Origin of the sequence: Streptomyces sp. NPDC058086 (genome assembly GCF_042885015.1) — a bacterium.
Classification (GTDB): Bacteria; Actinomycetota; Actinomycetes; order Streptomycetales; family Streptomycetaceae; genus Streptomyces.
In genome coordinates this window covers 1-18,356 of record NZ_JBHVST010000055.1, presented here as the reverse complement: position 1 = coordinate 18,356, position 18,356 = coordinate 1, and the positions used below count along the sequence as shown (strand labels likewise).

At 70.5% G+C, this 18,356-nt stretch carries 17 protein-coding genes and 1 pseudogene; 8 read left to right on the top strand and 10 right to left on the bottom strand.

Annotated elements, in window-relative coordinates; translation table 11 throughout:
* Positions 1 to 23: 23 nt before the first annotated feature.
* From ACFVWD_RS34020 to ACFVWD_RS34010, 3 genes and pseudogenes are all read left to right on the top strand, one after another.
* Complete coding sequence (locus ACFVWD_RS34020; RefSeq protein WP_389601719.1) at positions 24 to 1,484, top strand: glycoside hydrolase family 76 protein; 1,461 nt, start codon at positions 24 to 26, stop codon at positions 1,482 to 1,484.
* Between the two features lie 69 nt (positions 1,485 to 1,553).
* A pseudogene (locus ACFVWD_RS34015) lies at positions 1,554 to 1,640 on the top strand (IS5/IS1182 family transposase); the annotation flags it as partial.
* A 229-nt stretch (positions 1,641 to 1,869) separates the two neighbouring features.
* Positions 1,870 to 2,802, top strand: a complete 933-nt coding sequence (locus ACFVWD_RS34010) for an aldo/keto reductase (RefSeq protein ID WP_389601718.1) — start codon at positions 1,870 to 1,872, stop codon at positions 2,800 to 2,802.
* Positions 2,803 to 2,934: 132 nt separating this feature from the next.
* Here the strand turns inward: ACFVWD_RS34010 and ACFVWD_RS34005 are convergent, their stop codons facing one another.
* A complete protein-coding gene (locus ACFVWD_RS34005; protein ID WP_389601716.1) occupies positions 2,935 to 3,561 on the bottom strand; it encodes an isochorismatase family protein in 627 nt (208 codons plus the stop codon).
* Between the two features lie 220 nt (positions 3,562 to 3,781).
* Between ACFVWD_RS34005 and ACFVWD_RS34000 the strand changes: the two genes are divergently transcribed.
* Positions 3,782 to 4,270 carry a MarR family winged helix-turn-helix transcriptional regulator gene (locus tag ACFVWD_RS34000; protein ID WP_389601714.1) on the top strand — a complete coding sequence of 163 codons (489 nt, stop codon included), beginning with the start codon at positions 3,782 to 3,784 and terminating at the stop codon, positions 4,268 to 4,270.
* Positions 4,271 to 4,421: 151 nt separating this feature from the next.
* Positions 4,422 to 4,922 (top strand): VOC family protein, encoded by a 501-nt coding sequence (locus tag ACFVWD_RS33995; protein ID WP_389601712.1) that lies wholly within the window; start codon positions 4,422 to 4,424, stop codon positions 4,920 to 4,922.
* Between the two features lie 41 nt (positions 4,923 to 4,963).
* On the opposite strand, the gene ACFVWD_RS33990 is transcribed toward ACFVWD_RS33995, so the two are convergent.
* The 5 genes from ACFVWD_RS33990 to ACFVWD_RS33970 all read right to left on the bottom strand — a co-directional run bounded on the left by ACFVWD_RS33990 (position 4,964) and on the right by ACFVWD_RS33970 (position 10,632).
* Entirely contained in the window at positions 4,964 to 5,314 is a 351-nt protein-coding gene (locus tag ACFVWD_RS33990) for a UBP-type zinc finger domain-containing protein (protein WP_389601711.1), read from the bottom strand.
* A complete protein-coding gene (locus ACFVWD_RS33985) occupies positions 5,311 to 6,759 on the bottom strand; it encodes an ATP-binding protein (protein WP_389601710.1) in 1,449 nt (482 codons plus the stop codon). The genes ACFVWD_RS33990 and ACFVWD_RS33985 overlap by 4 nt, the downstream gene beginning before the upstream one ends.
* Entirely contained in the window at positions 6,756 to 8,432 is a 1,677-nt protein-coding gene (locus ACFVWD_RS33980) for an FAD-dependent oxidoreductase (protein WP_389601708.1), read from the bottom strand. The genes ACFVWD_RS33985 and ACFVWD_RS33980 overlap by 4 nt, the downstream gene beginning before the upstream one ends.
* Positions 8,433 to 8,507: 75 nt before the next feature.
* Positions 8,508 to 9,758 carry a DUF4032 domain-containing protein gene (locus ACFVWD_RS33975; RefSeq protein ID WP_389601707.1) on the bottom strand — a complete coding sequence of 417 codons (1,251 nt, stop codon included), beginning with the start codon at positions 9,756 to 9,758 and terminating at the stop codon, positions 8,508 to 8,510.
* Positions 9,759 to 9,807: 49 nt separating this feature from the next.
* Positions 9,808 to 10,632 (bottom strand): amidohydrolase family protein, encoded by an 825-nt coding sequence (locus ACFVWD_RS33970; RefSeq protein ID WP_389601705.1) that lies wholly within the window; start codon positions 10,630 to 10,632, stop codon positions 9,808 to 9,810.
* 125 nt (positions 10,633 to 10,757) lie between these two features.
* Here ACFVWD_RS33970 and ACFVWD_RS33965 point away from each other — a divergent pair, with 125 nt between their 5' ends.
* A complete protein-coding gene (locus tag ACFVWD_RS33965; protein ID WP_389601704.1) occupies positions 10,758 to 11,327 on the top strand; it encodes a pyridoxamine 5'-phosphate oxidase family protein in 570 nt (189 codons plus the stop codon).
* Here the strand turns inward: ACFVWD_RS33965 and ACFVWD_RS33960 are convergent.
* The 3 genes from ACFVWD_RS33960 to ACFVWD_RS33950 all read right to left on the bottom strand — a co-directional run bounded on the left by ACFVWD_RS33960 (position 11,317) and on the right by ACFVWD_RS33950 (position 15,482).
* Positions 11,317 to 12,129, bottom strand: a complete 813-nt coding sequence (locus tag ACFVWD_RS33960) for an N-formylglutamate amidohydrolase (protein ID WP_389601702.1) — start codon at positions 12,127 to 12,129, stop codon at positions 11,317 to 11,319. The genes ACFVWD_RS33965 and ACFVWD_RS33960 overlap by 11 nt on opposite strands.
* Before the next feature lie 39 nt (positions 12,130 to 12,168).
* Complete coding sequence (locus ACFVWD_RS33955; protein WP_389601700.1) at positions 12,169 to 12,627, bottom strand: cyclic nucleotide-binding domain-containing protein; 459 nt, start codon at positions 12,625 to 12,627, stop codon at positions 12,169 to 12,171.
* Between the two features lie 149 nt (positions 12,628 to 12,776).
* On the bottom strand, positions 12,777 to 15,482 hold the full coding sequence (locus tag ACFVWD_RS33950; protein WP_389601699.1) for a SpoIIE family protein phosphatase: 2,706 nt from the start codon (positions 15,480 to 15,482) through the stop codon (positions 12,777 to 12,779).
* Positions 15,483 to 15,670: 188 nt separating this feature from the next.
* On the opposite strand from ACFVWD_RS33950, the gene ACFVWD_RS33945 reads away from it, so the two are divergent.
* Positions 15,671 to 15,907 carry a DUF6296 family protein gene (locus ACFVWD_RS33945; RefSeq protein WP_168514759.1) on the top strand — a complete coding sequence of 79 codons (237 nt, stop codon included), beginning with the start codon at positions 15,671 to 15,673 and terminating at the stop codon, positions 15,905 to 15,907.
* On the opposite strand, the gene ACFVWD_RS33940 is transcribed toward ACFVWD_RS33945, so the two are convergent.
* Positions 15,865 to 17,088: an MFS transporter gene (locus ACFVWD_RS33940; protein ID WP_389601697.1), complete on the bottom strand. Its 1,224-nt coding sequence runs from the start codon at positions 17,086 to 17,088 to the stop codon at positions 15,865 to 15,867. The two genes, ACFVWD_RS33945 and ACFVWD_RS33940, sit on opposite strands and share 43 nt — an antisense overlap.
* Before the next feature lie 171 nt (positions 17,089 to 17,259).
* Here ACFVWD_RS33940 and ACFVWD_RS33935 point away from each other — a divergent pair, with 171 nt between their 5' ends.
* Positions 17,260 to 18,279 carry a DUF5937 family protein gene (locus tag ACFVWD_RS33935; RefSeq protein WP_389601789.1) on the top strand — a complete coding sequence of 340 codons (1,020 nt, stop codon included), beginning with the start codon at positions 17,260 to 17,262 and terminating at the stop codon, positions 18,277 to 18,279.
* Positions 18,280 to 18,356: the final 77 nt, after the last annotated feature.

Below are 18,356 nucleotides of genomic sequence, written 5' to 3'. Positions count from 1 at the left end.
CCCCCCACGTCCACGGAGCTGACATGAACTCAATGGCGAGCCGCGTCCTGAGAATTGGGACCGGTCTGATCGCGACGCTGACCCTCCTGATCCCGGTCACGGGCGGCGTCGCGACCGCCGCCCCCGAGGCGACGATCTGCAACAAGTACTGCGACGGCCGCGACCCGGCCCTGTCCCCGCAGGACCGGCAGCCGGTCACCGCCACCGTCTACTCCCGTACCCTCGCCCTGCACTTCGACGACACCGACGCGATGGGCTGGGCGTCGATCACCAACGGCAGCCCGGCTGACGAGGTCTGGCTCGACCGCTCGTTCGACGGCGGCCGCACCTGGAGTTCGGGCAGCAAGCTCGGCGACACCACCATCCCCTCAGGGCAGGGGGGTTGGCGCACGCTGATGTACAACGTCGACGACTGGAACAACGACGGCGTCGGCGCGCTGCGGGCCTGCGGCAAGGCGGGGGACCGGGCCGAGATCGCCTGCACGGCATGGGCCCGTACCACCTGGAACGCGTACAGCCGCCCCACTGCGGCGGCCACCGCGCTGATGCAGTCGTACAGCAACTCCACCGGCCTGTTCGACACCACCGGCTGGTGGAACTCCGCCAACGCCCTGACCGCGATCATCAACAACATCCGCGTCACCGGAATGCCCAGTTACAAGTACGCCATCGCGAACACCTACGACCGTCAACTCGGGGCACAGGGCGGCCAGTTCCGCAACGACTACATCGACGACACCGGCTGGTGGGGGCTCGCCTGGGTCGCCGCGTACGACCTGACCGGTGACAGCCGCTATCTGGACACCGCCCGTGCCGACGCGGACTACATGGCGCAGTACTGGGACTCGACGTGCGGGGGTGGGGTGTGGTGGAGCACGGCGAAGACGTACAAGAACGCGATCGCCAACTCCCTCTACCTGGAGCTGAACGCCGCCCTGCACAACCGCATCGGCGGCGACACGGTCCATCTCGGCCGGGCGAACGCCGAGTGGTCGTGGTTCAAAGGCACCGGCGTGATCAACAGTTCGCACCTCGTCAACGACGGTATCGACCTGTCGACCTGCCGCAACAACGGGGCCACGGCATGGTCGTACAACCAGGGCGTACTCCTCGGCGGACTGGCCGAGCTGTACCGCGCGACGGGGGACTCGGCCCTGCTGACCACGGGTCGCCAGATCGGTGACGCCTCGACCACCTCCACGGCGCTGAACTCCGGTGGAATTCTGCGCGAGCCGTGCGAGACGAACGGCTGCGGGGCCGACGGGCCGACCTTCAAGGGCGCCTACGTCCGCGGGCTGAGCGCCTTCAACGCCCAACTGTCCGACCGCCCCTACACCTCGTACCTCACGCGGCAGGCCGACTCCGCCTACGCCCACGACCGCAACGCCCTCGACGCGTACGGATTGCACTGGGCCGGGCCGATCGACTCCACGGACGCCGCCCGCCAGCAGAGCGCACTCGACGTGATGAACGCGGCGTCCTGACCGGTCAACGCCGACCGACACCGCCGTGCCCAGGAGACTGGAGCGACCCCCACCAGGACCGCCGTGAAGACTGATGGCCAGGGAATTCCCCTGGTCACCGAGCCCGCACCGGCCAACACCCGCGACCCCACGCTGCTGCCTGCCGAAACGGGTCGAGTTCGATGACCTGCTGGTGGATGCCCTGTCCACGCTGCTAAGATGTTCGTCGTCACATGAGCCTTCTCGGTGCGGATTCCGATCCGCCGGGGAGGCTTTTTTCGTGCCCGGTCCAGCCTGCCCCGGCACTGGTGGAACCGCCTCGAAGGTACTCATCAACCGAGCCACCTGAATGCGCCACACCGCCCATTGGTTCCGTGTTCCCAGCCCGCGAGAGGAGATCCATGTCATGAGCCCACGGACGAACACCGCGGCAGCCACAAGTACTTGGCAACTCGGTGACCTGACCGTCAACCGCGTCGGGTTCGGCGCGATGCGCCTGACCGGTACCGCGCCCTTCGACCGCGGCGCGCCGCGCGACCGCGAACGGTCGATCGGCGTGCTCCGGCGGGCGGTCGAGCTCGGCGTGAACCACATCGACACCGCCGCGTTCTACTTCTCGGCGACACGCTCCGCCAACGAGCTGATCAACCGGGCGCTGGCGCCGTACCCGGAGGATCTGGTCATCACCACCAAGGTCTGGCCGGGCCGCGATCCCTCGGGCGCGTGGTGGTGGGCCACACCGGCGCAGTTGCGCGGCCAGGTCGATGAGAACCTGCGCCAACTCGCCCGCGATCACCTGGACGTGGTGAACCTGCGCGTGCCGCCGAGTCGGCGGACCGGCTCGATCGCTGAGCACTTCGGCGCGTTGGCCGAACTGCGCGATGCCGGACTGATCCGCCACCTTGGTATCTCCAACGTCACGTCCGAGCAACTGGCCGAGGCACGGGCCATCGCCCCGGTCGTGTGCGTGCAGAACCCGTACGGGATAGGCGAGTTGAGCGAGGGCCGGGCTCTCCTGCGGCTCTGCGGTGAACTCGGCCTCGCCTTCGTCGCGTTCTTCGCGATCGCCGGTTCCGGGCGCGAGGCGGGTCCGGCTGCCCGCGACAGCGAGGCGGTGTACGCCGTCGCCCGCGCACACGGTGTGTCCGTCGCGCAGGTCCGCCTGGCGTGGACCTTGCAGCAGGGGCCGCACGTGCTGGCGATCCCGGGCACCGGCGATCCGGACCACCTCGCGCAGAACATGGCGGCCGGCGCGCTGCGGCTCTCGGAGGAGGAGATGGCGGGCCTCACCTCGCTGCGGCCGGCCGCGCCCAGCAGGCCGTTGCATGGGGGGACCTGACGGGTCCGATTCCTGTCAGCAGGGGCAAGTACGGCTCATGGATCCACCTGATCACCGAGCGGGACGGCGCTTGATCAGACCGCGCGGCTCAGGCCTGATCAAGCGGCTCAGCCCTGATCAAAACAACTGGCCCTAGGCCTGGTAGGCCGCGGAGATCTGGCCGACCAGGACGGCGAACGGCATGTCGAGGGCGGCGTAGACGGCGCCGGACTCGGGGGCGGCGTTGTCGGCCAGTGCCTCGACCATGAGGGTGGCGTAGTCGCTGACGACGACGCCAGCCTGCTGGATGCGCAGCAGTCCGGCCTCCCGCTTGGCCTGGCTGAAGGTGCCGGAGGCGTCCACGGCGACGTACGCGTCGTACCCGGCGGCCGTCGCGGAGATCGCGGGCAGTGCCGCGCACACCTCGAGCGACACGCCGGCGAAGATCAGCTTCTGCCGGCCGGTGGCCTCGATGGCCTCGCGGACCCGGTCGTCGTGCCAGGCGTTGACCGTGCTGCGGTCGATGATCTTCTGTCCGGCCGGCAGCGCCTCGACCAGTTCGGGGGCGGTCGGCCCCCACATGCTCTCGGCCGCGGTGGTGGTGACGACCAGCGGGATGTCCAACACGGTCGCTGCCCGTGCCAGAGCCACCACGTTGTGCTTCAGCTCGCCGACCGGGATGTCCCGGACGCCGGACAGGAGGCCTACCTGGTGGTCGACCAGCACCACGGCGGCGTTCTCCCGGGTGATCGATTCCAAGAACTTGCTGCGCTCGCTCATTTTCCGCTCCTTGAGGGTTGAGCCACAGCGTCATTGGTCACTAAACTTGATAGTCAGTTTTAGTGACAATTCGAAGCTATACCTCGGCCCCCCGGAGTGCAAGCACCGGTCGGGGCGGGGCGCCCGGGTCGGGGCGACGATGTCCGGGCCCATCGGGCGTGCGACTGAATTCGCTGGTCACACAGCACAGTGGCGGACGACCGCCAAGACGGGAGAGGCGTTGACCGGGCACCGGACCGCGCAACCGGACCTCGGCGTGCTCGCCGCCCAGGTCCTCTTCTCCGTTCAGCGTGAGCTGTTCACGGTGCTCGGCGAGCAGGGCTTCGACGACATCCAGCCCCGCGCCGGCGCCGTTCTCGCCCACCTGCGTGCCGACGGCATCCGTGCCAGCGAACTCGCCCGCGTCTCCGGACAGCACAAGCAGGTCATCGGCTCCCTCGTCGACGACCTCGAACGCCTGGGTTACGTCGAACGCAAACCCGATCCCGGGGACCGCCGGGCCAAACTGATCTGCCCCACCGAGCGTGGGCTGCTCCAGATGGAGGCCGCCGCCTCCATCATGCGCACGATCGAGGAACGCCACGCGAAGGCACTGGGCAAGCAGGAGTACACCGCCTTCAAGACGGCTCTCCATCGCGTGGCCGATCTCCAACGCAAGGTCCAGCACGACAGCCGAGGCGGGCGGGACGCGGTCAGGGCAACCGAGTGACCAGTGGCGCCGGTTCAGCCTTGGCGCCCCGGCGGCCGCGACAGAGCCCCCGCTCGACCGAGGACACCGTGACCGCCACCGACCGTGGCCCACGTGCGGCCGCGAGGTCTAGAGTGGCAACAAAGTGGTTGAATGGCGGACGGAGTTTCCCATGAGTGCGCTGGAGCCCCTGGATGTCGCGGCGATCGAGGCGGAGCGTACGCGCATCCGCGACACGCATCTGGCCTCGGACCGGCCGGCGAGTTCCGCGCGCGGAGTGCACCACGTGGCGCTGCTCTCCGCGGACGTCGAGCGGACCGTCCGCTTCTACCAGGGCATCCTGGAGTTCCCGCTCACCGAGGTGATCGAGAACCGCGACTACAAGGGTTCCACCCACTTCTTCTTCGACGTCGGCAATGGCAACCTGCTGGCCTTCTTCGACTTCCCCGGCCTCGACCTCGGCCCCTACGCCGAGGTGCTCGGCGGACTGCACCACCTGGCCATCTCCGTCGACCCCACCACCTGGCAGCGGCTGCGCGAGCGGCTCGACGCCGCCGGGGTCGACTACGAGGAGGAGAGCGGCAGTTCGCTCTACTTCCGCGACCCCGACGGCGCCCGTGTCGAACTCCTCGCCGAGCCCTTGGGCGAGATGTACGGCCACTCAGTGCGCTGACGTCCACTGAAGGCTCGGGGCTGAAGGTACGGGCCGGCAGGTCAGCCCAGCGTGCTCGCCCAGTTCGCCGGCACTCGCCCCGCGGGACCCGGTGTCGGCTGGTCCTCGGGGTGGCTCACCGGGGGAGCGAGGTCCGGGCCGGACTCGTACAGCTCGGACGTGTCGAAGTTCCAGAACCAGGCCTCGCCGGGTTCGAAGCTGCGGATGATGGGATGGCCGGTGCTCTTCGCGTGCGCCGTGGCGTGCTTGGCGGGCGAGTCGTCGCAACAGCCGATGTGGCCGCACTGCGCACAGCGGCGCAGGTGGAACCACCAGCCGCCGGCGGCGTCGCAGTCCCCGCACCCCGGACCGCTTGGCGGGACACTCGGATCGATTCCGGCGGGCAGGCTCATGAAGACTCCTCGGGTGTTTCGGTGTCCGCGACGGTCAGGGGAAGGCGTACCTGGAAACGGGTGTCGCCCGGGACGGACTGCACGTGAATACTCCCGTGGTGCTTGTTGACAACAATCCGAAACGAGATGTCCAGACCGAGCCCCGTCCCCTCACCGACCGGCTTGGTGGTGAAGAACGGGTCGAAGATGCGGTCGCGGATCTCGGCCGGTACCCCGGGACCGGTGTCGCGGAACTCGACGAGCAGATCGTCGTGGTCGAGTGCGGTGCGCACGGTCAGGGTCCCCTCGCCGTCCATCGCCGAGACGGCGTTGTCGATGAGGTTCGTCCACACCTGGTTCAACTCGCCCGGATACGCGGGGATCTTCGGCAGCGTACGGTCGAAGTCCTTGACGACCTTGACGCCGGAGCCGATCTTCCCGGAGAGCATCATCAGCGTGCTGTCCAGGAGGTCGTGGACGTCGACGACCTGATAGGGCGCGCGGTCGAGCTGCGAGTACTGCTTGGCCGCGTCCACGAGGTGCGTGATACGGGTCGTGGAGTCCTCGATCTCGTTCATGAGGAGCTCGGTCTCCACGGTGTAGTTCAGCCAGTGGACCGCGCCCTGGAGCGTCTCCTCGTCCACGGCCGCCGCGACCTGGTCCAGCCAGTCCGTGTCGAGCCCTGCCTGCACGAACGTCGGCGCGAGCTGCCAGCCGCCCGCGATGTCGTGGTCGTCCAGCCAGTCGGCGAGCGCGTCCTCCCGGTCGGAGGTCTCCAGCGGGCTCAGCGGCGTGGCCTTGGCGACCCGCTCGGCGGTGCGCTCCTGGATCTCGACCAGGATTTCCAGAGTGTGTCGCTTGTAGGGGCCCGCGGCGATCACGCCGAGCTTCTGCCGCATCTTCGCGACCCGCTCCCGCAGCGCGGAGGTGGCCCGGACCGCCGCCGCGGCCGGATTGTTGAGCTCGTGCGTCAGCCCGGCCGACAGCGAACCGAGCGCCAGCAGTCGTTCGCGCTGCCCAATGGTCCGCTGGGCGTTCTGGGTGCCGTAGAAGAGCCCTTCCAACAGGTGTACGGCCATGGGGAACCAGTCCCGCATGATCGAGGAGAAGGTCTCGGCGGGCAGGATGAAGAACCGGGAGGGCACGGTGACGCGGAGGGAGCCCCTGTAGTTCGCCTGGTCCGGCCCGCTCACATAAGCCTGCGTGGCCCCCGCGTACACCCCGCGCTGGGAGCTGCGGGTGGTCTCCACGTCGTCGGCCCCGACCCGGCGCGACATCACCAGGGTGCCTTCGAGGAGCACGAAGAAGCAGGTGGCCGGATCGCCCTCGATGTAGACGGGACCCGGGTCGAACTCCTCCACCCGGCCTTCCCGGCACAGCCGCCCCAGCTGGTCCGCGTCCAGCTTCTCGAACAGGAACAGCGTGCTCAGTTCCGCCATGTCGCACGGCATCGGCCGCCCGCTCATGACTGCTCCAGATAACGGTGGACGAGCATGACGGCCATGGCTCCCTCTCCGACCGCGGAAGCGACCCGCTTCGCGGACTCGGCACGCGCGTCCCCGGCCACGAACACGCCGGGAATGTTGGTCTCCAGGTGGTACGGCGGCCGGTCCAGCTCCCAGCCCTTGGGCGGCTGCCCGTCGATGGTCATGTCGGGACCCGCCGGGATGAATCCGCGCCCGTCCCGCAGCACGGTTCCCTCCAGCCAGTCGGTGAGCGGGGCCGCGCCGATGAACACGAACATCCACTGCGCGTCGACGAGTTCGGTGTGCCCGCTCGTCACGTCCCGCAGGGTGAGCTGCTCCAGATGGTCCGTGCCGTGAGCCGCGTCGACGACCGTGCAGGTGCGCACCGTGATGTTGGGCGCCTCCTCGATCTGCTGGATCAGATAGTGCGACATCGAGGCGGACAACGACGTTCCCCGTACGAGGAGGGTGACCGACTTCGCGCCGCGCGACAGGTACATGGCGGCCTGCCCGGCCGAGTTCGCCCCGCCCACGATGTACACGTCGTGGCCCTGGCAGGCGGCCGCCTCGGTCAGCGCCGAACCGTAGAAGACGCCGCATCCGGTGAGGTCGGCCAGACCGGGCGCCTGCAACTGCCGGTACGAGACGCCGGTCGCGAGGATCACCGCGTGCGCGGAGATCGCCGAGCCGTCCGAGAAACGGATGGTTCGGGACGCTCCGGTGACCTCGAGGCCGGTCACTTCGCGCGCGGTGAGGATCTCGGCGCCGAACTTCGCCGCCTGCCGCCGCGCCCGGTCGGTGAGCTGGCCCCCGGACACCCCGTCCGGGAAGCCGAGGTAGTTCTCGATGCGCGAGCTCTGCCCGGCCTGCCCGCCGGTCGCCGAGCGCTCCACGAGCACGGTCCGCAGCCCCTCGGACGCGCCGTACACGGCGGCTCCGAGTCCGGCCGGACCGCCGCCGATGACGACGAGGTCGTAGAACTCCGACGTCGGCGTCGTGGCCAGGCCGACCCGCGCCGCGAGATCCGGGTCGTCGGGCTCGACCAGCGGCGTACCGTCCGGCGTGATCACCAGCGGCAGCCGCTCCCCGTCCTGACCGGCCGCGGACAGCAGCCGCTGCCCCTCCGGCGTGTCGGACGAGTACCAGCGGTACGGCACCTGGTTGCGGGCCAGGAACTCCCGTACGTCCGAGGAGCGCGCCGACCACCGGTGCCCGACCACTTTGCAGGTCGCCACGGGCCGGTAGTCGCTGGTCCGCCAGGCGTCCAGGAGATCGTCGAGGACCGGATAGAGCTTCTCCTCCGGCGGATCCCACGGCTTGAGCAGATAGTGGTCCAGGTCGATCACGTTGATCGCGTCGATCGCCGCGTTCGTGTCCGCGTACGCGGTCAGCAGCACCCGGCGTGCGCCGGGGTACACGTCGAGCGCCTGCTCCAGGAACTCGATGCCGTTCATCTGCGGCATCCGGTAGTCGGCGAGGATCACCGCCACCTGGTCGCCCCGCAACTTCAGCTCCTTGAGCGCGTCCAGCGCGGCCTCCCCGGACTCCGCGCGCACGATCCGGTGCGACTCGCCGTAGCGGCGCCTGAGGTCGCGCGCCACGGCGCGCGACACCCCGGGATCGTCATCCACGGTCAGAATGACGGTCCGCGCTGTAGCGGCGGCCTGTGCCATACGTCTCCCACCCCGAGCAGGACAGTGTCGTTCTCAATCGTATGTACGAACGGTCGCCTTCGCTCTGGAACCGCTTCACGCGGGCCCTGCGGGGGCATCCGCCGGTGGCAGCAGGGACTCCCGCATCTTGGGGAGGATGTTGGTGACGTAGTCCTCCACGGCGGTGTCCAGGCCGATGTCGTGCTGGGCCTGCTCGGACAGGTACCAGCGATGTTCGAGCAGCTCGTGGTAGATCTCCGCCGGGTCCATGGAGCCGCGCAGGTCCAGTGGCACGGCCCGGACGGTCGGCCGGAACACGTCCCGCACCCAGCGGTGGGCGAGGACCTCCGGGCGGGCGGTCAGGGGGTCGCCGGGCGTGTAGTCGTCCTGGGTGGCCATCCAGCTCTCCAGGTCGTTCAGGAGCCGTCGCGCCTGGTTCTCCTCGGCGTCGAGCCCGGTCAGCCGCAGCAGCTGGCGCTGGTGGTGGCCGGCGTCGACGACCTTGGGCACGAAGGTCACCGTGTCCCCGTTCGAGGAGTGCGCTATCTGCATCTCGGCGACGTCGAAACCGAGGTCGTTCAGGCGCCGGATCCGGCGGTCGATGTAGTGGTGCTTGCCCGCCGGGTAGACGGACGTACGGGTCAGCTCCTCCCACAGGCTCTGGTAGCGCGCGCAGATCTCCATGCCGAACTCGATCGGGTCGACGGAGGGGTGCAGGGCCCCGGCCGCCTCCAGGTCCAGCAGCTCCCCACTGATGTTGACACGGGCGAGATCGAGGTCGTACTCCCGTTGCCCATTGCTCAGTTGAGGGTGCAGCTCCCCGGTCTCGGCGTCCACGAGATACGCCGCGTACGCTCCGGCGTCGCGCCGGAACAGCGTGTTCGACAGCGAGCAGTCGCCCCACGCGAACCCCGCCAGATGCAGCCGCACCAGCAGCACAGCGAGCGCGTCCATCAGGCGGTGCATCGTGGCGGGCCGCATGGTCGTCTCGAACATCGACCGGTACGGCATCGAGCTGCCCAGGTGCCGGGTGATGAGGACGGGCTCCAGCGGACCGCCCTCGCCGTCGGTGCGCCCGGTGACCACGGCGAGCGGGTCCACGGCGGGGATGGAGAGCCGGTCCAGGCTGCGCAGCAGCTCGTACTCGCGCAGGGCGGGCCGCTCGGCGAGCTCCTTGACGGCGACGACCTCGGTCCCGGCGCGCGCGTAGCGCACCACGTGCCGCGAGATGCCGCGCGGCAGCGGGACCAGGTAGTGCTCCGGCCACTCTTCCAGCGGCAGCTGCCAGGGCAGTTCGAGCAGGAGCGCGGGGTGCTCAGGGTTGGTGGCGCTGATCTGCAAAGCCATCGACGGGCTGCCCTCACCTCGGGGTCGAACGTGTACCTTGCCCCAGCATCTACGAATGATCCCCGAGGCGGAAGACGCGGCGGGCATTGCCCGACAGGAACAACTCGGTGGTCTCCTCGTCGAGACGCAGGTCGGAAAGGTGCTCCAGGGCCTGACTCGGCGTGATCATGGGGTAGTTGGAGCCGAAGAGGACCTTGCGCCGTCCCCGGCCGCGCAGATAGTCGACCAGTTCGGCCGGGTAGCGGCGTGCGGTGTAGGCGCTGGTGTCGATGTGAACGTTGGGGTGCTTGTCGGCCACCGAGATCATCTCCGTGGTCCACGGGTAGCCGATGTGCCCGCAGACGATGGTCAGTTCGGGGAAGTCCAGCGCGACCTGGTCGATGTACGGGATCGGCCGGCCGGTCTCGGAGGGACGCAGCGGTCCGGTGTGTCCGACCTGGGTGCAGAAGGGGATGCCCAGCTCGACGCAGGCGGTGTACAGCGGGTAGTAGAGCCGGTCGGTGGGCGGCAGCTGCCACAGCCACGGCACGATCCTGAGGGCCACGAAACCCAGCTCCTGGACGGCTCGCCGCAGCTCCCGCACGGCCGCGACGGGCTTGGCCAGGTCCACGCCCGCGACCCCGCGCAGCCGCCCTTCGGACCGGGCGACGAACTCGGCGACCTCGTCGTTGTCGATGAGGGGCCCCTGTGGCCCGTACCAGGCCGCGGACAGCCCGATCTCCACGTCGGCAGCCGCCAGCGCGGCCACCGTGACCTTCACCGGAAGCGGCTCCTCCAGCAGCCCCATGCCGGTCCAGCGGCGCAGCGACTCGAACATCTCGTGGTTGGAGTGGCGCGGTGTGGGGTGCTGCATCCACGCGTCGACGACCGGCATGATCCCGTGCCCTCCCCGGGCTCGTGGCTGAGCGATTGCTCATCCCGACCCTAGAGGGATCCGCGCGCGGAGTCAGCACTTCACGGGAACCATGGGTGAGGACCGAGGACCGAGAGGACTCCGCCATGCCGACACGGGCACAGACGCAGGAACCGCAGACCGATCTGGACGCGCGCTACAGCTCCCCTGGGGCCACCGCCACCCCCTGGGCGGAGGCCGCGTCCCGCCTGGAGAAGGCCGAGATCTTCTGGCTGTCGACGGTGCGTCCGGACGGCCGACCCCACGTGACCCCACTGCTGTCGGTGTGGCTGAACGGGGCGCTCCACTTCGCCACCGGCGCGCAGGAGCGCAAGGGGCTCAACCTCGCCGCCAACCCGCATGTCGTTCTCACCACCGGCACCAACGCCTACGGCGAGGGCCCCGACCTGGTGGTCGAGGGCGACGCGGTCCGTATCACCGACGAGAAGCGGCTGGCCGGGCTGGCGGCGGCGTGGGAGGCGAAGTACGGGCCGGAGTGGCACTTCGAGGTGCGCAACGGGGCCTTCGACTCCGCCACGGCGGCTGCGGCGCCGCCGTCGACTGAGGAAAGCAGGGACGCGGGCCTCGCCCTGGTCTTCGAGGTGGCGCCGCACACCGTCTTCGGGTTCGGCAGGGGCAAGCGTTTCAGTCAGACCTGTTGGCGTTTCACTCGCTGACCATGGCGTCGACGAGAGCCGTCAGCGCCGAGGCGAGCCGTGAGAACCCCGGGCCCGTGGGGCCTCCCGGTTCGGTCATGTACGTGTCCCGCCGGATCTCCACCATCAGGGCGGTGACCCGCGGCTCCCGCTCGTAGAAGCGCAGCGGGACGTACGCGCCGGAGAACGGGCTGTCGATCCCGACACCGCTCAGGCCCGCGAACGCCTTCTCCGCGAGGGTGACCAGCTCGGGCGGCGTGTGAAAGGAGTCGGTCCCCAGACAGATCTGCGGTCGCGGACCGTCGCCGTGCAGCTCGTACGGCAGCCTGGCCGTCGGATACGAGTGGACGTCGACGATCACCGCCCGCCCGGTGACGGCGAGTCGGTCGGCCACCGCCGCGGTCATGGCCGCCGCGTACGGGTGGAAGTAGCGCTCGAGCAGTGGCCGTGGGTCGACGTCGGCTGCCCGCAACGGTGTGCGACGGGTCGTGCGTGTGTAGACCGCGCCCATTCCGACGGACAGCATCTCCTCCCGTTCGTCGGGAAAGCGTTCGGGATCGACCACCAGCCGGGACAGCCGGTTCACGAACCTCCACGGCGTGACCCCGGACGCCCGCGCCGCGGCCGCGGCCAGCTCCGCGGTGTGCGCGTCCGTGATGTGGTCCAACTCCCGCTCCAGCGCGGCGTCGTCGAGCGCGATGCCGGCGCGCACCGGCGCCGGAATGTGCCGCGAGGAGTGCGGGACGTGCAGGATGACGGGGGAGTCGGGGGCACCGGGCAGGAGCTCGAAGGACGTCTCGTTGCGGTCAGGAGTCTGGTTCACGTGAGATTCCTATCGCAGCCCGGCCCTCTGCCGCTCACCTCAGCGCACGCTGCCGCCGCCGTGGCGCGCGTAGTGTTCGATCAGGGCCGCCCGGGTCGTCTCCAGCCGGTGCGCGAGGATCGCGGCGATCGTCCGGGTCAGCGACAGTTCCAGGGCCGGATCCTGGTCGCAGAGCGTGCGCACCTTCGCGGCATCGAACTCGTACGCGCGTACGGGACTGAACGCCTCGGCGCCGAAGTCCCAGTGGTGCGGCGGGAACAGCCACGACCAGCCGAGCAGATCGCCGGGCCCCAGTGTCGCCACGGAGATGCGTCGCTCTCCGACGACCCGCTGGTACAGGGAGACCGTTCCGGAGCGGATCACCCAGAAACGGTCCGCGGTTCCCCCTGCCTCGAAGATCTTTCCGTCCGCCGGGAAGGAGACCTCCCGGGCCAGGGACATCAGCCGTTCCCGATGGTCGGGCGAGAGGGCGGGCAGCAGCCGGAGAGCAGTGGGCATCGCGGACCTCCAGTGCACCGCCGCGGGGCCCCATGGACGCGACGGCACATGTCGTACCGGTGTATCCCGTCACCTCCATTGGACCGGCAACCACGGAATTCGTCGCGCCGGGGGACCGGATCGAGACCGTGAACCCTTCCGCGAGCCGCTCAGGGCAGCGGTTGTTCGGCCCAGATGACCTTCCCGGCCGGGGTGTAGCGCGTGCCCCAGCGTTCGGCGAGCTGGGCGACGAGGAACAGGCCGCGTCCGCCCTCGTCCGTGATGGCCGCGTACCGCAGGCGGGGTGAGGTGCTGCTGTTGTCCGAGACCTCGCAGATCAGGCTGCGGTCCCGCAGCACGCGGACCTGGATGGTGCCACTGCCGTAGCGGATGGCGTTCGTGACCAGTTCGCTCAGGATCAACTCGGTGGTGAACGCCATGTCGTCGAGGCCCCACTCCGCGAGCTGCCGGGTGACCGAGGCGCGTACCTCCCCCACCGCCGCCGGTTCGGACGGCACCTGCCACTCGGCGATGTGCTCGGCGCCGAGCGCGCGGGTGCCCGCGACGATCAGGGCGATGTCGTCGCTCGGGCGTGCCGGGAGCAGGGCGTCCAGGACCGCCTGACAGGTGTCCTCCGGTGACCGGTCGACCCCCGTGAGGGCGGCGCGCAGCAGCTCGAGCCCCTCGTCGATGTCCCGTTCCCGGTCCTCGACCAGCCCGTCCGTGTAGAGCACCAGGCGGCTGCCCTCCTCCAGCTTGAGCTCGGCCGTCTCGAACGGCAGACCCCCGAGCCCCAGCGGAGGACCGGCGGGCACTTCGGGGAACTCCACGCTGCCGTCGGGACGGACCAGCGCCGGGGGCGGATGGCCGGCCCGGGCGACGGTGCAGAGCCGGGAGGTCGGGTCGTAGACGGCGTACAGGCAGGTGGCGCCGGTGATCGCGGCGCTGCTGTCCGCCGCCGCCTCGTCCTGGTCGATGCGGCCGACCAGCTCGTCGAGGAGCCCGATGATCTCGTCCGGCGGCAGGTCCAGGGCGGAGAAGTTGTGGACGGCGGTCCGCAGGCGTCCCATCGTGGCCGCCGCGTGCAGTCCGTGGCCGACGACATCGCCCACGACGACGGCGACCCGGGCGCCGGACAGCGGCAGCACGTCGAACCAGTCCCCGCCCACCCCCGCCTGCGCGGGAAGATAGCGGTAGGCGATGTCCAGGGCGCTCTGCTCGGGCAGGTTGCGCGGCAGCAGACTGCGCTGCAGGGTCACGGCCATGGTGTGCTCGCGCGTGTAGCGGCGCGCGTTGTCGATGGAGACGGCGGCACGGGCGACCAGTTCCTCGGCGAGGGCCAGCTCCTCCTCGTCGAAGGGCTCGGGCTTCCGTGAGCGCCAGAAGTTGACGACGCCCATCACCAGGGGGCCCACCCGCAGGGGCACCGTGATCAGTGAGTGGATGCCGTACTCCACCACCTGCGTCGTGCGTTCCAGGTCCTGGGCGAGCCAGCCGGGGGCACCTTCGAGGTCGGGCTCGACGACGGCCTCGCCCGTGCGCAGGCTTCGGGCCTGGGGAGTGGAGGCGACGAAGCGGATCTTCTCGCCGACCGGGTAGAGCGGGGCGTCCTTGCTGATGCCGCTGCACGCGGTACGGCGCAGTTCGGTGGCCCCGTCCGGCTCCTCCCCGTTCAGTACGGCGTCCGCCAGGTCCACGGTGGCGAAGTCCGCGAACCGCGGAACGGCCACCTCGGCCAGCGTCTCGGCGGTGCGGGTCACGTCCAGACTGGTGCCGACGCCCACCCCGATGTCGTACAGGAGCTTGAGGCGCTCGCGCGCCAACTCGGCCCGGCCGGACAGCGCGCGCAGCTCGGTCGAGTCGCGCAGGGTGGCCACACTGCCGGGCGGGCCGCCCTGGAGGTCCGTGGGCCGCTGGTTGATGGCCAGCAGCCGGTCCCCGACCAGGTGCACCTCGTCCGTGGCGACCCGTCCCGAGGCCAGCAGGTCGGCGGTGTCCGCCTCGAGGCCCAGTTCCAGGACATGTCGCCCCTCGGCGTCGGCTGGCAGGTCGAGCAGGCGCTGTGCCTCGTCGTTGGCGAGCAGCAGTCGTCCCTCGCCGCCGGCGATGATCACCCCCTCCCGGACGGCGTGCAGCACCGCGTCGTGGTGCTCGTACATCCGGGTCATCTCGTACGGGCCCAGGCCGTGTGTCTGGCGCAGCAGGCGCCGGCTCACGAGCGCCGTACCCCCGGTGGCCAGGGCGAGCGCGGCGGCCGCGGCGCCCAGCAGGAGGGGCAGCTGCCGGTCCGCGGCTCCGCCCACTTTGGCGGTCGTGATACCGGCCGACACCATGCCCACGACCTTGCCGTCGGGCGCCTTGACGGGAACCGTGGCCTGCACCAGCGGCCCGATGGTGCCGTTGATCTCCTCGGTGATGGACTGGCCGGCCAGCACGGGGGCGGTGTTCCCGACGAACTTCTTTCCGATCCGGTCCGGTTTGGGGTGGGTGTAGCGGATCCCGTCGGTGTTCATCACGACGATGAAGTCCACGTGGGAGTGCTTGCGGGCGGCCTCGGCCCGCGGCTGCAGCACGAGCGTGGGGTGGGGGCTGCTCAGCGCCTCACGGGTGCCGGGCGCGTTGGCGAACGTCTCGGCGACGGCCAGCGAACGGTTGCGGGCCTCCTGCGTGCTGTCGTGCCGTACCTGCAGCACCAGCGCCACCACCGCGGAGACGATCAGCAGCAGCACGATCACCACTTGCAGCACGAACACCTGGCCGGCGACGCTGCGTCCGCCCAGCGCGGACCGCGGTCCCGACGCGGGTCTGCGCCGCGCGCGCGGACCGCCTGGGCGAGGGGTCGACCGAGTCCGGGATCGACCCAAGAGCCGGACCATGGCCTATGTCTACACTGCCGGGCGCCCTGAGGCGAGGGGCAGCACGTGGTGTGACAGGGCCCGGTCCGGGCCCCGTGGCACCGGCTGTTCGGCGAGTGCTGCTGTCGGGCTGTTCTGGCCGCATCATGGAGGAGGGCCGATTTGCCCGCATATGTAGCTCTGGCTCGTCTCGGGTACGGGAGGTCGTCATGCACACTCCGGACCGCTACCGGTTGCTCTTCACCCATCAGGAATCAGGCGTCGGCGTCATCACCGACGAGGTGGTCGTCGAACGGACCGCCGCCCTTGGCCCGGGCGGGAACCCGGTGTACTCCGACCCCACCGGCATCCTCCGCGCCGAGATCAGCACGGCGGGAGAAGTAAGGATGCTGGCCAGCGGCGGCTACCAGTCGCCGATGGTGCCCACCGCCGAACCACTGTCCTGACCGTCGGGCCTGGCCCGCGACCAGCCGGTCGCGGGCCAGGTCAGGGCGGCCAGGGCGCCGAGAGTGAGCACTCCGCCGGCCAGGAACGTCCCGCGCACCCCGGCGGCGTGGAGCAGGGCGCCGCCGGTCAGCGCGCCCGCCGCGACGCCCGCGTTGAAGGCGGCCGAGTTCGCCGCCAGGGCGAGCTCCGTGCGGCCGGGCGCGACGTGGAGGACCTGACTCTGCGTGGCCATGAAGACGGGGCCCACCGACGCGCCCAGGATCATCAGCAGGGCGACGGTCGCCACCTGGCTGCGCCCGCCGCCGAGGTACAGCCCGAGCAACGCCACCGCCTGGGTCGTCACCGGGACCGTCAGCGTCGCGCGCGGAAAGCGGTCGAGGAGCGGGCCGGCCGCCGAGACACCCGCGATGCCCGCCACCCCGAACGCCAGCAGCACGGCGCTCACCGAATCCTTGGAGAAACCGCCCACCTCGTAGAGGAAGGCGACGACGTACGTGAATCCCGCGAAGGCGCCGGTGACCGACAGCGCGGTGGTCGCCAGCACCACGGCGAACCGGCGGACGTCGGGAGCCGCTCCGTACGCCGCGTGCCCCTCGTCCGGGCGTGAGGTCGGCAGCAGGACGGCGACGGCGACGAGCGCGACGAGGCCGAGCGCGCCGAGCACCACGAAGGGCGCCCGCCAGCCGCTGTGCCCGCCCAGCCAGGTACCCGCCGGAACCCCGAGCACCGTGGCGAGTGAGCCCCCGACGGACAGCAGCCCGATCACCCGCCCGCGCCGCTCGGGCGGGAACAACCCCACGGCGACCGGACCCATCACCGCCCAGAACAGCGCCTGGGCCAGCGCGGTCGCGATCCGTGCCGCGAGCAGGAAGCCGTACGAGACACCGCCCAGTGCCGACATCCAGCTGGCCACCACGAGCAGTCCCAGCAGGCCCGACAGCACCTGGCGGCGCGGGATCGACCGGGTCAGGTGCGCGACGGGCAGCGAGACGACGGCCACGGTCAGGCCGTACCCGGTGACCAGCAGCCCGACGGAGGAGAGCGACACACGCAGGTCGTCCGCGATGAGCGGCAGCAGTCCGACGGGGAGATTCTCCGTGGTGTTGAAGGTGAACGCGGCCAGCATGAGCGCGGCGACGACGGTGGCCCTGCGCCAGGCGGTGAGACGTACGCTCGCCATCCACGAGCCTTTCTGCGAGGGGGTGTTGAGGGGGTATGGGAGGGGGCAGGCGGCCGAACGCGGCCACGGGCCAGCGTGCGGGGCCCTCGCGCGGCCCACTACTCTTTCGGCTGGAGCCGAATCGCTCATCCCGACCCAGTGAGCTCGGCTGAAGACCCGTCGGAGACTGTTTTGCCGCTGACCCTGCACCTCGGTACCGACGATCTGACGCGCTGCCGGTTCGCGGTGTCCCCGCTCTGCCAGACGCACGAGGCGCTGCGCATGCTGCGGCGTCCGGACCGGCACGCCTTCCACCGGGACTGGCTGCGCCGCGTGCGCGACATCGTGGCGGGCCTGGAACTGACGGAGCTGTGGCTGTTCATCCCGCGCAAGGGCGGTTACACCCCGGACTTCCTGGGACCGCCGCCGCGGACGCCGAACGCCTCCTTCGACGAGGAGCTGGCCCTGATGCGCGCCACCGACCCCGCCATGGCCCGTACCGAGCTGGCGCGTTCGCTCGCCTGCACACCCGGCGCCGCCGCATCGCCGTACGGGCGGGCGGCGTTGGAGGACCCGGCGGGCACCGTGCGACGCCTCGCCGACCTCACGGAGCGGGCCTGGCACGCGTTGCTCGCGCCGGACTGGCCTCGCCACCAGGCTCTCCTGGAGGCCGATATCGCCTACCGCTCACGGCAGTTGGCGGACGGCGGCCTCGAAGCGCTCTTCGGTGACCTGCACCCGGAGATCGAATGGGCGGACGACACCCTCACCCTGCGCATGTACGCCGACCTGAAGGAGGCGCAGGGGCCCGACGGGCGGGGTGTGCTGCTGATGCCCAGTGTCTTCGTACGGCCGGACGTGGTGAGCGGCTTCGCCCGGCCCTGGCAGCCGACGGTGATCTATCCGGCCCGGGGCGCAGGCGGCCCGCCCACCGGGGCCGCCCTCACCGAGGCGCCCGCCGCGCTGGCCCGGCTGCTCGGACCCCACCGCGCCGCCGTCCTCGTCGGCCTCGACGGTCCCGCCTCGACCACGACCCTGGCGAACCGCCACGGTCTGGCTCCCTCGTCCGTCTCGTCCCACCTCTCGGTGCTGCGCGAGGCCGGACTGCTGGTGTCGCACCGGCAGGGGCAGTACGTCCTCTACGAGCGCACGGCGCTGGGGGACGCGCTGGCAGCCGGGGCCCGACGAGCTACCCGGCGCCCTTGGAGGTGACGGTGAAGTGCGCTCCGTCGGGGTCGGTCAGGATGGCCTCGGTCGAGCCGACGCCCTGCTGGTGGGCCGTGCCACCG

What these genes read in the sequence shown, in the direction of transcription:
- ACFVWD_RS33970 (WP_389601705.1), bottom strand. Translation starts at nt 10,632, where the DNA reads ATGCCGGTCGTCGACGCGTGGATGCAGCACCCCACACCGCGCCACTCC.
- ACFVWD_RS33985 (WP_389601710.1), bottom strand. Translation starts at nt 6,759, where the DNA reads ATGAGCGGGCGGCCGATGCCGTGCGACATGGCGGAACTGAGCACGCTG.
- ACFVWD_RS34005 (WP_389601716.1), bottom strand. Translation starts at nt 3,561, where the DNA reads ATGAGCGAGCGCAGCAAGTTCTTGGAATCGATCACCCGGGAGAACGCC.
- ACFVWD_RS33995 (WP_389601712.1), top strand. Translation starts at nt 4,422, where the DNA reads ATGAGTGCGCTGGAGCCCCTGGATGTCGCGGCGATCGAGGCGGAGCGT.
- ACFVWD_RS33990 (WP_389601711.1), bottom strand. Translation starts at nt 5,314, where the DNA reads ATGAGCCTGCCCGCCGGAATCGATCCGAGTGTCCCGCCAAGCGGTCCG.
- ACFVWD_RS33940 (WP_389601697.1), bottom strand. Translation starts at nt 17,088, where the DNA reads ATGGCGAGCGTACGTCTCACCGCCTGGCGCAGGGCCACCGTCGTCGCC.
- ACFVWD_RS33955 (WP_389601700.1), bottom strand. Translation starts at nt 12,627, where the DNA reads ATGCCCACTGCTCTCCGGCTGCTGCCCGCCCTCTCGCCCGACCATCGG.
- ACFVWD_RS33945 (WP_168514759.1), top strand. Translation starts at nt 15,671, where the DNA reads ATGCACACTCCGGACCGCTACCGGTTGCTCTTCACCCATCAGGAATCA.
- ACFVWD_RS33950 (WP_389601699.1), bottom strand. Translation starts at nt 15,482, where the DNA reads ATGGTCCGGCTCTTGGGTCGATCCCGGACTCGGTCGACCCCTCGCCCA.
- ACFVWD_RS33975 (WP_389601707.1), bottom strand. Translation starts at nt 9,758, where the DNA reads ATGGCTTTGCAGATCAGCGCCACCAACCCTGAGCACCCCGCGCTCCTG.
- ACFVWD_RS33965 (WP_389601704.1), top strand. Translation starts at nt 10,758, where the DNA reads ATGCCGACACGGGCACAGACGCAGGAACCGCAGACCGATCTGGACGCG.
- ACFVWD_RS34020 (WP_389601719.1), top strand. Translation starts at nt 24, where the DNA reads ATGAACTCAATGGCGAGCCGCGTCCTGAGAATTGGGACCGGTCTGATC.
- ACFVWD_RS34010 (WP_389601718.1), top strand. Translation starts at nt 1,870, where the DNA reads ATGAGCCCACGGACGAACACCGCGGCAGCCACAAGTACTTGGCAACTC.
- ACFVWD_RS33980 (WP_389601708.1), bottom strand. Translation starts at nt 8,432, where the DNA reads ATGGCACAGGCCGCCGCTACAGCGCGGACCGTCATTCTGACCGTGGAT.